The organism is Agromyces sp. Soil535 (genome assembly GCF_001428255.1).
GTDB lineage: Bacteria > Actinomycetota > Actinomycetes > Actinomycetales > Microbacteriaceae > Agromyces.
The window spans coordinates 215,358-227,893 of record NZ_LMRW01000012.1 but is presented as its reverse complement, the minus strand read 5'-3'; the positions used below and the strand labels follow the sequence as shown (position 1 = coordinate 227,893).

Below are 12,536 nucleotides of genomic sequence, written 5' to 3'. Positions count from 1 at the left end.
CCGCCGACGGCGGGACCGTCCGGCGCGACGTTCACCGCCACGCCGGACGTTGCTCAGACCGCGCGCTTGCGCAGCTTGCGACGCTCGCGCTCGGAGAGTCCGCCCCAGATGCCGAAGCGCTCGTCGTTGGCGAGCGCGTACTCGAGGCACTCCCCGCGCACCTCGCACCCCGCGCAGATCTTCTTCGCGTCGCGCGTGGAGCCGCCCTTCTCGGGGAAGAACGCCTCCGGATCGGTCTGCGCACACAGCGCGTCGCTCTGCCACGCCAGCGGATTGTCGCCGGCCCCCTGCCGAACTCCCGGAACGCCCAGCCTTACCGGATCGACGAACCAATCGTCAGGTACTCCAGAACGATATTCAGGATTTCCCATATCGTCTCCCACCCAGTTGTACCGACCACCCAGAGGGTGTGTCATGACCAATTACACCGGTGTAATTCGTGAGAGTCAAGTCGCAGATGGTAAACCCTCAACCGGCCGTCGAGGCTTCAACCCGGCCGCGACACGCCGACGGTGTTCCGGAGATGTGATCTTTCGACGCCCGTTCCCGACGTGAACAGTCACTCGGTTGCCGCGCGGCGGGCCTCCCACGCGCTCTCCACCATCTGCGAGAGCGAGTGCCGCATCCGCCAGTCGAGGTCTCGCGCAGCCAGCTCGCCGGACGCGACGATGCGCGCCGGGTCGCCCGGACGTCGCGGACCGATCTCGGGCGTGAACTCGACGCCCGTGACGGCGGCCACCGCGCGCATGATCTCGCCCACCGAGACGCCGTCGCCGGAGCCGAGGTTGTACACGGGTTCGAGCGGCTCGCCCGCGTCGAGCCGGCGCGCGGCCACGACGTGGGCGGCGGCGAGGTCGGCCACGTGGAGGTAGTCGCGCACGCACGTGCCGTCGGGGGTCGGGTAGTCGTCGCCGTTGATACGCGGCGTGCGGCCCTCGAGGAGCGCGTCGAAGACGAGCGGGAACAGGTTGTGGGGGCTGGGATCGAACACCTCGGTCGTACCCGAGCCGACGACGTTGAAGTACCGCAGGCTCGTGTGCCGCAGTCCCGTGGCGCGCGCCTGGTCGGCGAGCAGCCACTCGCCGATGAGCTTGGACTCCCCGTACGGCGATTCCGGATGCTGCGGCGTCTCCTCGGTCACGAGGTCGACGTCGGGCGTGCCATACACGGCCGCGCTCGACGAGAACACGATGCGATCGACACCGGTGGCCTCCATCGCAGCGAGGAGCGTCGCGGTGCCGGTCACGTTCTGCTGGTAGGTGTGCAGCGGACGCGAGACCGAGACGCCCGCGTACTTGAAGCCGGCCAGGTGCACGACCCCCTGCACGCTGTAGCGACGGATCGTGGCCTCGAGCGCAGGGCCGTCGAGGATCGTCCCATGCGCGAACGCCGCGCCTTGTGGGAGGAAGCTGTGCCGACCCGACGAGAGATCGTCGACGACGACGGTGTCGATGCCCTGTTCGGCGAACGCCCGCACGACGTGCGACCCGATGTACCCGGCACCTCCGGTGACCAGCCAGCTCATGTTCCCGCTTCCCGCACACGGGAGGTCCGCACGCTCACCCCGATCGTAATGGGGCGGACGACGCCGCACCCGCGGGCGTCAGCTGCAGGAGACGGCCGGATGGGTCCGGGCGCGCGACATCGCGGCGACGTCGGGCCCGGTCGGGATCAGACGACGCGTGTGGGCAGCTTCTCGACGTGCCGGTTCCGGTCCCGGATCTCGGGGCGACCATAACCGTCGGTGTCGAGGCGCAGCACGGTGGCGAGCACTCCCCAGAGGGCGAGTCCCGCGAGGACGAGGAACACTATGATGGTCATGGCAGAAATTGTACTCCTTGCAACATCCTGCCGATAGTGGCAGAGTGACACATGAACGATCTATTTCTGCCATTCGGAGGATCCCGTGCTCCAGACCATCGCCTGCATCGCCGTTCCGCAGATGGCGCCGTTCGAATTCGGCGTGATCTGCGAGGTCTTCGGCATCGATCGCAGCGAGCAGGGCGGCCCCACCTTCGACTTCCACGTCGTCGCCGCCGACCCCGGCCCCATCCCGACGAAGCTCGGCTTCGACGTCGTCGTGCACGAGGGGCTCGACTTCGCGTACGAGGCCGACCTGGTGGCGGTGCCCGCCTCCCTCATCGACACGCCGCCCGACGGGCGCGTGCTCGACGTCATCCGTCACGCCGTCGAGCGCGGCGCCTGGGTGCTCTCGGTCTGCTCCGGCGCGTTCACGCTCGGTCACGCGGGCGTGCTCGACGGCCGCCGGTCGACCACCCACTGGATGTACACCGACCGCCTCGCCGAGATGTTCCCCGAGACCGACGTCGACCCCGACGTGCTGTTCGTGCAGGACGACAAGGTCGTCACGGGCGCCGGCACGGCGGCCGGCATCGACGCCGCGCTGCACATCGTGCGCACCGAGCTCGGCGCGAGCGCCGCGAACATCGTCGCGCGGCGCATGGTCGTACCGCCGCAGCGCGACGGCGGCCAGTCGCAGTTCATCCAGACGCCCGTGCCCGAGTGCCACAGCGACTCGTTCGCCAAGGTCACCGAGTGGATGCTCGAGCACCTCGACGAGGACCTCACTGTCGACCTGCTCGCACGCAAGGCGCTCATGTCGCCCCGCACGTTCGCGCGTCGGTTCCGCGCCGAGACGGGCACGACCCCCAACGCGTGGCTCAACCGCCAGCGACTGCTGAGGGCGCAGCAGTTGCTCGAATCGACGTCGTTCACGCTCGAGGAGATCGCCCGCGAGACGGGCTTCGGGGCCGCGGCGGTGATGCGCCACCACTTCCTGAAGGTGCTGCAGACGACGCCCACGCAGTACCGGCGCGTGTTCGGCCTCCGCGAGGCCACTGCACGCGAGGTCGCCGTCGCGAGCTGATCCCGGAGCCGCTGTCGAGTTGCCCGAATCCCTACGGATTCGGGCAACTCGCGAATGGAGTCAGGCGGATGCCGCGGGCGAGCCCGTCGTCGCGATCCACGCGATCCCGTCGCCCGCCACCTCGAGCTCGCCCTCCTCGGGCGTGACGTACACCGCCTCGCCGCGCGCGACCGAGGCCTCGCCCGACGAACCGGCGAGCCGGATCGCACCGGCCTCGGCGAGCACGATGGCGGGCCCGTCGAGCGCGACGCGCGCGGCATCCGCTGCTCCAGGCTCGGCCCGGTAGAGCACGAAGTCGGGAACGTCGGGCCGGAACGCGACGACGCCGCGTCCGACCTCCTCGGGCTCGAGCCTGGGCGGCGCGATCGGGGTGAAGTCGAGCACGTCGAGCAGCTCGGTCACGTCGATGTGCTTGGGCGTCAACCCCCCGCGCAGCACGTTGTCGCTCGCGGCCATGAGCTCGATGCCGAGGCCCGCGAGGTACGCGTGGATGTTGCCCGCCGCGAGGTAGAGCGCCTCACCGCGTCGCAGCCGCACCCGGTTGAGCAGCAGGGAGATCACGATGCCGGGGTCGCCCGGATAGACGTCGGCCAGCGCGCCGACGGTCTCGAACGAGAGCGCGTACGGAGAGCGCCGGGCGACCTCGGATGCCGCAAGCGTCGTCACCCGCTCCGTGACCCAGGCGGCCTCCCCCGTGTCGCCGCCCCGCCCGTCGCGCAGCAACCACTCGACTGTGTCGCGCAGCGGATCGGCAGTGTCGAGGTGCGCGGCCAGCAGGTCGAGTGCACCCGGCTCGGGAGCGGCGTCCGCGGCATCCGCCGCCCTGAGCGTCGCGAGCACGCCCGTCAGCTCGTCGAGCGGCCGGAATCCCGAGAGGGCGTCGAACGTGTCGCTCACGGCCACGATGAGCTCGGGCTTGTGGAACGCGTCGCGGTAGTTGCGGTCGTACGCCGTCACCGGGATGCCCTCGGCCTCCTCGCGGGCGAACCCGGCACGCGCCTGCTCGGGGGTCGGATGCGCCTGCAGCGAGAGCGGCTCGGCCGCGGCGAGCAGCTTCAGCAGGAACGGCAGGCGGGCGCCGTGCGCGGCGAGTGCCGGTCCGAGCGCGGGCTCGGGCTCCGCCGCGATCCACTCGGCGAGGTCGGCGTGACCCACGGATGCCGCGTCGGCCACCGTCGCCGGCGACCCCGCGTGCGCCCCCAGCCAGAGCTCCGCCTCGGGCGCGCCCGATGGCGCGACGCCGCGGAACTCCGCGATCGCACTGATGGAGCCCCATGCGTAGTCGCGGGGGGTGTTGCCGATCGCCACAAACATCCTCGATGGTCCCTTCGCCGTGTTTGGGTCCAAACTACCAACGCCTTCGACCGCCGCCCGGGCCCGCCTAGGCTCGTGGCATCCGACGATGCATTGGAGCAGTCATGACCTTCGAGACGCTCGCGAGCGACTTCTACGCCTACGAGTCCCTCCTCACCGATCCCGAGAAGGAGGCACTCGCGAACCTCCGCGCGTGGCTCGAGGCCGAGGTCAAGCCGATCGCCGCCGAGTACTGGGATCGGGCGGAGTTCCCGATGCAGGTCGTGAAGCCCCTCGCCGAGCTCGGCACGCTCTCCTACGCGTGGGATGAGACGAAGCCGTTCGAGAACTCGGCCGTGTTCCGCGGCTTCGTGCAGCTCGAACTCGCGCGCGTTGACCCGTCGATGGCGACGTTCGTCGGCGTGCAGAACGGCCTCGCGACCGGCGCGATCAGCGTGTGCGGCTCGGCGGAGCAGCGTGCGGAGTGGATCCCCAGGCTCGCGAGCGGCGAGGTCGTCGGCGCGTTCGGACTCACCGAACCGCTCTCGGGCTCCGATTCGGCACAGGGCCTGCGCACGACCGCGAAGCGCGACGGCGACACATGGGTGCTGAACGGCGCCAAGCGCTGGATCGGCAACGCCACGTTCTCGGACATCACCATCATCTGGGCGAAGGACGTCGAGGACAGCCAGGTCAAGGGCTTCATCGTGCCGACCTCGACCCCCGGCTACACCGCCACGAAGATCGAACGCAAGATCAGCCTGCGCACCGTGCAGAACGCCGACATCATGCTCGAGAACGTGGTCGTGCCCGAGTCGCTCCGCCTCCAGAACGCGAACTCGTTCAAGGACACCGCGAGCGTCCTGCGCCTCACGCGCGCGGAGGTCGCATGGGGCGCCGTCGGCACCGCGATCGGGGCCTATGAGGCGGCCGTGAGGTACGCCGCCGACCGGGTGCAGTTCGGCAAGACCATCGGATCCCACCAGCTCATCCAGGACCTCCTCGTGAAGTGCCTCGGCAACATCACCGCCTCGCTCGGCATGGTGGTCCGCGTGTCCGAGATGCTCGACCGCGGCGAGCAGCGCGACGAGCACTCGGCCCTCGCGAAGGCCTACACCACGGCGCGCACGCGCGAGACCGTCGCCTGGGCGCGCGAGGCATGCGGAGGCAACGGCATCGTGCTCGACTACGACGTCGCCCGGTTCTTCGCCGACGCCGAGGCGTTCTACTCCTACGAGGGCACCCGCGAGATGAACACGCTCATCGTCGGCCGCAGCATCACGGGCAAGGCGGCGTTCGTCTGAGTACGTCGTGCGCCGGTCCCCGCCCGGCGCACCGCCGAACGCGACGTACACGCCGCCGCGTTCGTCTAGCCTTGGAGCCATGACCAACGGCCGACGCCGCACGCTCATCGGCGCGTACGCGACGCTCGCGCTGTTCACGGTGCTCGCCGGCCAGTTCTGGCGCAACCTGCTCGGCTGGTGGGGCTTCGCGGCGGTCGCCCTCGTCGTGGTCGCCGGGGCGGTCGCGCTCGTCGTCGCCGAGCGCCCCGCATGGCGGTGGCGCCGGGTGCCCAAGTCGACGCTGGCGTTCCTCCTGCTCGCGACGCTCTCCATCGCCTGGTCGGCCTATCCCGCAGGGTCGGCACTCGGCGTTGCGTTCACGCTCGCGACGACGTTCACGGCCGTCGCGCTCGCCCTGTGCCTCGGCTGGACGCGCTTCGTGCGCGCGTTCGGCGGTGCGATCAAGTGGGTGCTCGGCCTCTCGCTGGCCTTCGAGCTGTGGGTCGCGATCTTCGTGCAGGAGCCCCTGCCGCCGAACTTCACCGACTACGGCGACGACGCGCCCATGGCGTTCTACTGGTCGCGCGACCTGCTCTTCCAGGGCGGGCCGATCGAGGGCATCGTTGCGAGCCGCAACCTGCTCGGCATGATCGCCCTGTTCGGGCTCATCGTGTTCGGCGCGCTCCTCGCAGCCGGAAGCGTGCGCCGGGCGCAGGGCATCGGCTGGCTCGTCGTCTCGGGCGTCGTCATGCTGCTCACCCGTTCGGCGACGGTGATCCTCGTCGGCGTGATCGTGCTCGTCGCGCTCGGGTTCGCGATGTGGGCGCGGAGGGTCGGACCCGACCGGCGACGCGGCGTGTACTGGACGGCCGCCGGCGCGCTCGTGGCATCCGTCACCCTGCTCCTGGTGTTCTGGAACTCGCTGCTCGACCTGTTCGGCAAGAGCGAGGACCTCACGGGTCGGCTCGACATCTGGAACGCCGTCATCGCGCTCGCCCTGGAGCGCCCATGGCTCGGCTGGGGATGGGTCGGCTACTGGATCCCATGGGTGGAGCCGTTCGACGGGCTCGCGGTACGGAACGGCGTCGAGTACCTGCAGGCGCACAACGCGTGGCTCGACGTCTGGATGCAGCTCGGCGTCGTCGGGCTCATCGCCTTCGCATCGATCGTGATCGGGTCGCTCTGGCGCTCGTGGTTCCTCGCCGTCGATCGCCCGATGGACGAGGCCGGCCGGCCGCTCCCCCACTCCGCCGCCGCGCTCGTGCCGCTCATCGTTCTCGTGGCGCTCATCGGCCAGAGCCTCGCCGAGAGCCGCCTCCTGGTGGAGGGCGGATGGCTGCTGCTCATCGCGATCGCCTGGTCGACGAAGCAGCGGCAGTGGGCGCCCGAGCCCCTCCCCGCCGAGCCGCCGCCCGTACCGGCCTCGCGGATGCCGCCGGCGCCCGGGGTGACCCGATGACCGACCGCCGTGCCGCGGCCGACACCCGACGCGCCCGCCGGGGCGGGCGACCATGACGGATCCCGACGACGGCGCGCACCTCGGCCGCGCCCTGCGCGAGTTCGCGGGCTCCGCGAGGTTCGCGCAGGCGCTCACGCTCCTCGCCGTGGGCTTCGCGTTCTCGACCCATGCGATCCGCAGCCTGATCGGCTGGCCCGGCCTGCTCGCTGCTCTGGTGGCGCTCCTCGCGCTGTGCGGCCTCTCGCTCGTCGCGAGATGGCGTGCCGTGGAGTGGTACGGCATCCTGCCCATCACGATCCTCGTGTTCGTCGGCTGGTGCGCGGCATCCGTGCTCTGGAGCAGTGACCCCGGGCTGACCGCGCTGCGCGTGCTCTACCTCGTGGCGTTCGCCGTCATCGGCGTGTACGTGGCGCTGATGCGCGACACGATCCAGATCGTGCGCGCCTTCGGCGACGTGATGCGGCTGCTGCTCGGCGCCTCGCTCGCCCTCGAGGTGCTGTCGGGCGTCCTGCTGGACATGCCGATCGCCGTGCTCGGCATCCAGGGCGACCTGGTGCGGCTCGGCCCGATCCAGGGGCTGTTCGGGTCTCGCAACGTGCTCGGGTTCGTCGCGCTCATCGCCCTGCTCACGTTCATCGTCGAGTGGCGTACGCGCATCGTGCTGCGCGGCAAGGCCATCGGCTCGATCGTGCTGGCGTCGCTGTGCATCGTGCTCTCGGGCTCGCCCACGACCTTGGCGGCGCTCGGTGCGGCACTCGTCGCGCTCGCGGCGCTCTACGGGCTTCGTCGTGCGGCGCCCGCCACCCGTTGGCGCTGGCAGGTGGCGCTGCTCTTGGCCGCCGTCGCCGTGCTCGTGACCGCGTGGATCGTCCGCATCCGGATCATCGGACTCCTCGACGCGCGAGCCGAGTTCGACGTGCGCCTCGACGTGTGGCGTGAGCTCTCCCGGTACCTCAACTTCAATCCGTTGCAGGGTTGGGGGTGGGTCGGGTCGTGGCCCGACGACGCCCCGTACACGTGGATCGAGCTCGCCACCGGCAGGCCGCACGCATCGGCGCTCAGTGCATACGTCGACGTGTACTTCCAGGTCGGCGTGATCGGTGTGCTCCTGTTCATCGGGCTGGTCGGCGTGGCGCTGGTGCGGTCGTGGCTCCTCGCCTCGACGCGGCGAAGCGTCGTGTACGTCTGGCCCGCACTCATGCTCGTCGTCATCGCGGTGACGAGCTTCGCCGAGAGCTTCGCACTTGGCGAGGGCGGCTGGATGCTGCTCGTGGTCTGCGCGGTGAAGGCCGCGCGGGATATGAGCTGGCGCGACGCCCTGGCGGCCGGGCGGCCGCCGGCACCCACGGTCGAGCGGATCGAGGACCTCCCGGGCGGTGGCGGGAGCGCTCGTTAAGCGTGCCGCGACCTCTCACGAAGAGCGCGGACTCCCCCGAGCCCTGGCGGAGGAACATCCGGCGCAAGGAGCCGTACAGCTTCTGGAAGCTTTGCTCCGGCCGAGGGCGCTAGCGGATCGGCTGCACGGAGCCGGCCTCGTCGATCGTGCCGAGCCAGACACGGGACACCGACGTCGCGGGCTCGTACGGACGCTGATTCAACATCGTCGGCCATGTCTCGATGCTCGTCGTGCGATACGGAGCCGGAGTGTCGGCCCAGGGCACCACTTCCTCGTCGAACGTGACCACGACGACGTCCTGGGCGCCCCACGCGGCGCGAACCTCACGGAGTTCTCGTCGTGTCGGCTCATCGTCGAAGTTGACCACGTCGACTCCGCACATCGTCTTCAGCGTCGGCAGGTAGAAGTAGTTCTTCGACTGCACGTAGACCACCGGGCGCTCGTCGACCGCACGGCATATGCTCTCCGCCTCACCCAATCGGCCACCATGCTCGATGGCCGTGAACATGTGCCCCCAGGTGAGGAAGGGGAACACCACCACTGAGAGTGCCAGACCTCCTGCGACGATTCGCCCACCCGTCCTCCAGATGGTGCTCCGCGCGCTCAGCCAGTTCGTCACCACCAGCAGGAGGTAGAGGGCGATGAGGATGAGCCCCGGAATCGTGACTGGAAGGAACCTCCGCATCGCCCAGATCTGATCAGGCGTGATGCTCACCCTGAGCAGGTAGAGGAGCGACGGGGCGGCCACGACCGCCAGTACGAGGAACAGTCGGGCATCGCGCCGGAGGATCGACCGGCGCAGCGCCACCGCCACACCCACGAGTGCGGCGACGACCGTCGCCCAGCTCATGTACATGGCGACCCAGGTCAGGGAGAGTTCGTCGTAACTTCGGGTCGGGTCCACCGGCAGTCCGCTCAACGCTTGCAGGCCGCCGACGAGATCGATGGGAGCGTTGCCATGTCCCACGTACCACAGGGGCCGGCTCAGCAGCACGGCGGCGATCACCAGCACCCCAGCGAAAGCCACCCAGCTCAACGGGACCCGCCATCGGATCAGCGCCTTCCGAACCCCGCGCCAGGGACGCCCGAACGTGAGCAGGAGGCCCAAGAGGGCTGAGATGACCGCGGCGCTCGTGAGGAGGCCGAACTCGCCGCTGAGGTCTTGGAGGTATCCCGGACTGTTCAGCACCAGGTCCACCACGCCGACCGCGGTCACCACGAACGCGGCACCGACACAGATGATGTAGTTCAGGCGGTTCCTTCGCCGAGCCGTGTCGTCGGTCTCGACGAACATGATGACGGCGAGTCCCAGCACGACGCCGATGACGATGGCGACGCCGTCGATGCGCGCCAATCCGCCTGCGCCGACCAGCGCGCCACCCGCAAGGTAGTGGTACCACATGCGGGACTTGATGGCGATCCACAGGAACGTCAGTCCCGCGAACGTGACGCCGACGACCAAGGGCTCGGTATAGATGCTTCGACTGAACGCCACCATCGGCATCGAGGACGCCAGCGCGATCAGGGCGGGCAGACTCCAGACCGGCCCGATCATGCGTCGAGCGAAGCCGTAGAAGAGCACCAGGGCGACTGCGCCGATGAGGAGATTCCCCACCAGGACACCCTCGGTGCCGCCGATCCAACCACCGATCGCCACGAGACCCGGGACGAGTTTGGCTCCCTGCGCGTGAAGCGCGCCATCCTGGGGGAAGTACGCGAGGGATGAGACCCGTGCGTCGGGGACGGCCGCCGCGACGTCGGCGGCCGTGCCGATCGGCAGCGCCGGGTCGGCATGATCCGACAGCCAGATTCCTTCGAGGGTGAGGAACCCGGGGTCGCGTGTGACGTCGATCCATCGCGAGGCGTACGGGAGGTTGACCGCGAGCCACGCGATGACGATGATGAGTGCGGCGAGTGCCGAGTGCCATCCGAACCGCGAGCTGAATGCGGTCGGCCGCCATCGCCATGTCAACGCGCTTCCCGCGACGGTCAACGGAATCACGAGCCATGGCGTGAAGCTGCGGAAGATGATGGTGACCGTCACGGTGAGGCAGAGCCAGAACAGCGGGAGTGCGATCGCGTCCGGCGCGGCGGTCAGCATTCGCGCCAGCGCCGGCGTTGCGCTGCTGTCGCCGCGTGCCTGCTGAGCGCCGTGCATGCCGGCAGCCTCACGCCTGGCAGCGGAGGGCTCGAGCGCGGGGGCAGGAGGAGGCGATTGCACCGGCCGATCATAGCCTGATGCCGACCCGCGCCGTGATTCGGCTGTCGGCGACCGGCGGCGGCCAGGGGCTGAACGGCCGAGCGTTGGTCGACGGTAGTCTGTAGTTCTGCGTATCGCGCGCCCACCCGCCACAAACTGAAAGAGACGACACTACATGAGATCCATCTGGCGGGAACCGCGACTCGCGCCCGACACGCTGGATATCACGAGGTGGGAGTCCTTCTTCACCACGCGCGAAGGTGCGATCTCGGATCTCGAGAACCTCCGCGAATCAGTGAGTTGGCGCGTTGCCGCCCCGATACGCCATGCAGCCAGCTTCGCGCGCCGGGCACGCCTGCTCGGCAATGGAAGCCACGGCACGATTCACCCGCCTGGGTCGGCTGCAGCCAGCCTCGACTCACGACTCCGAGTGGTCGCGCCTCACATCCTCGGCCGGGCGGCTGGGGTCGCAGCAACCACTGAGCAGCTTTTCAACGACTTGTGCGCCGCCGCAAGCGATGGCGACGACGACCGGCTCGCGTGGTTGCTGTTCATCGGAGCCGCGGGTGCGATGCCCGACCCGCCGCGTCTCGCATCATTCACTCGGCTGTTGCGCCGGCAGGGTCAGCCCGGCTTCATGGACGGGGTGCTCGACCTCTGCGGTAGAACGGCGATCGAGTGGCACTCGCAACTCCGCGCGCTGCGCGTGGAAACGGAGAAGCCGATCGTTGTGGTGGACTTCGTCGCACGTCATGGTTTCAACTCCGGCGTTCAACGGGTCACTCGCGAGGTGGCTCGGCGTTGGAATGCCGAGGGAGTCACCTTCGTGGCCATGCACGGCGACAGCGCCTTCCGTGACCTCGATGCCGATGAGGGCGCACGTGTCCACTCCTGGCGATCACAGATGTATGACGAGCGGTCCGAAACGTGGGCGGATCCGCATGCCGAGGTCGTCGTCCCCTGGAACACGACGGTCGTGCTCCTCGAGGTACCCAATTCGATCCAGTCGTCGGTCATCTCGGCGTTGGCGCATCGATCCGGCAACCGGACGGTCGCTGTGGGTTACGACACGATCCCGATCTCATCGGCGTCGCTCGTCTCGGCGGCCGACTCGATCAATCACGCCGCGTACTTGAATGTGCTCCGTCACGTCGACAAGGTCGTCGCCATCTCCGCGTCCGCGGAGCAGGAGTTCGCAGGCTTTAAGCGGGCGCTTGCGGCACAGGGGCTGCGCGGCCCGTCGATCGAGCACCTCCTCCTTCCGGTGCAGGCGATCCCGAGCGAAGAAGCGCAGTCCTCAGAACCGGCGGTGCAATGGGATCCGACCTCGTCGGAGCGGCTCGTCCTCGCCGTCGGCAGTCACGAGCCCCGTAAGAACCATTTCGCGATCGTATATGCCGCCGAACGGCTCTGGCGTGAGGGTCTCGAATTCTCGCTCATGCTCGTGGGCGGTCGTGGCCCTGACGACTACACGGACGTCCACGATGCGGTGGTCGCCCTTCGCCGCATCGGACGGCGAATCGACATTCGCAACAGCGTTTCCGACGAGGCACTCGCAGCGGCCTACGCCTCCGCTCGCTGCAGCGTGTTCCTTTCGCTCCACGAAGGGTTCGGGCTTCCCGTCGCCGAATCGCTCGCGGCCGGTACCCCGGTCCTCACGACCGAGTATGGAAGCACTGCCGAGATCGCCGCGGCCGGAGGCTGCGTGCTCGTCAATCCCCGCGATGACGACGCCATTCGTGATGCAATGCGCGCGATGATCACGGATGACGAGCTCATCGTCGGGCTTCGGAAGGAGATCGCCACACGCATCGACACGACGTGGGACGACTTCGCACGCGACCTCTGGCGCCTCGCCATCAGCTCGGAGGCTTCAGTTGCGGAATGACGGATGGCACGCGCACGGCCTACGACAACTCCTGGACTATTGGGGGCTCGACTCAAGTGACACGTCGACGCCGATCGACAAGGTCGCTCGGGCTCTTGATTCCCACGTCGACACTGCCCGATCGTGGGAG

Annotated in this window: 10 protein-coding genes; 5 read left to right on the top strand and 5 right to left on the bottom strand. The window is 69.0% G+C overall.

Going from position 1 to position 12,536, the window contains the following annotated elements; translation table 11 throughout:
• Positions 1–53: 53 nt before the first annotated feature.
• From ASG80_RS10420 to ASG80_RS23560, 3 genes are all read right to left on the bottom strand, one after another.
• On the bottom strand, positions 54–371 hold the full coding sequence (locus tag ASG80_RS10420) for a WhiB family transcriptional regulator (RefSeq protein WP_082590119.1): 318 nt from the start codon (positions 369–371) through the stop codon (positions 54–56).
• Positions 372–559: 188 nt separating this feature from the next.
• A complete protein-coding gene (gene galE, locus ASG80_RS10415; RefSeq protein ID WP_056730279.1) occupies positions 560–1,525 on the bottom strand; it encodes a UDP-glucose 4-epimerase GalE in 966 nt (321 codons plus the stop codon).
• A gap of 146 nt (positions 1,526–1,671) precedes the next feature.
• Entirely contained in the window at positions 1,672–1,821 is a 150-nt protein-coding gene (locus tag ASG80_RS23560) for a hypothetical protein (protein ID WP_156401778.1), read from the bottom strand.
• A gap of 85 nt (positions 1,822–1,906) precedes the next feature.
• On the opposite strand from ASG80_RS23560, the gene ASG80_RS10410 reads away from it, so the two are divergent.
• Complete coding sequence (locus ASG80_RS10410) at positions 1,907–2,887, top strand: GlxA family transcriptional regulator (RefSeq protein WP_056730277.1); 981 nt, start codon at positions 1,907–1,909, stop codon at positions 2,885–2,887.
• A 60-nt stretch (positions 2,888–2,947) separates the two neighbouring features.
• Here ASG80_RS10410 and manA read toward each other — a convergent pair whose 3' ends face one another.
• The gene (gene manA / locus ASG80_RS10405; protein ID WP_056730275.1) at positions 2,948–4,201 is read right to left on the bottom strand and encodes a mannose-6-phosphate isomerase, class I; all 1,254 of its coding nucleotides are present in this window, start codon (positions 4,199–4,201) and stop codon (positions 2,948–2,950) included.
• Between the two features lie 104 nt (positions 4,202–4,305).
• On the opposite strand from manA, the gene ASG80_RS10400 reads away from it, so the two are divergent.
• The 3 genes from ASG80_RS10400 to ASG80_RS10390 all read left to right on the top strand — a co-directional run bounded on the left by ASG80_RS10400 (position 4,306) and on the right by ASG80_RS10390 (position 8,318).
• Entirely contained in the window at positions 4,306–5,484 is a 1,179-nt protein-coding gene (locus ASG80_RS10400) for an acyl-CoA dehydrogenase family protein (protein WP_056730273.1), read from the top strand.
• 79 nt (positions 5,485–5,563) lie between these two features.
• Positions 5,564–6,922, top strand: coding sequence for an O-antigen ligase (locus ASG80_RS10395; protein ID WP_082590117.1), 1,359 nt, complete (start codon positions 5,564–5,566; stop codon positions 6,920–6,922).
• A gap of 52 nt (positions 6,923–6,974) precedes the next feature.
• Positions 6,975–8,318 carry an O-antigen ligase gene (locus ASG80_RS10390; protein ID WP_082590115.1) on the top strand — a complete coding sequence of 448 codons (1,344 nt, stop codon included), beginning with the start codon at positions 6,975–6,977 and terminating at the stop codon, positions 8,316–8,318.
• 109 nt (positions 8,319–8,427) lie between these two features.
• Here ASG80_RS10390 and ASG80_RS10385 read toward each other — a convergent pair whose 3' ends face one another.
• Positions 8,428–10,476, bottom strand: a complete 2,049-nt coding sequence (locus ASG80_RS10385; RefSeq protein ID WP_056730271.1) for a glycosyltransferase family 39 protein — start codon at positions 10,474–10,476, stop codon at positions 8,428–8,430.
• A gap of 217 nt (positions 10,477–10,693) precedes the next feature.
• On the opposite strand from ASG80_RS10385, the gene ASG80_RS10380 reads away from it, so the two are divergent.
• Positions 10,694–12,406, top strand: coding sequence for a glycosyltransferase (locus ASG80_RS10380; RefSeq protein WP_082590113.1), 1,713 nt, complete (start codon positions 10,694–10,696; stop codon positions 12,404–12,406).
• Positions 12,407–12,536 lie beyond the last annotated feature (130 nt).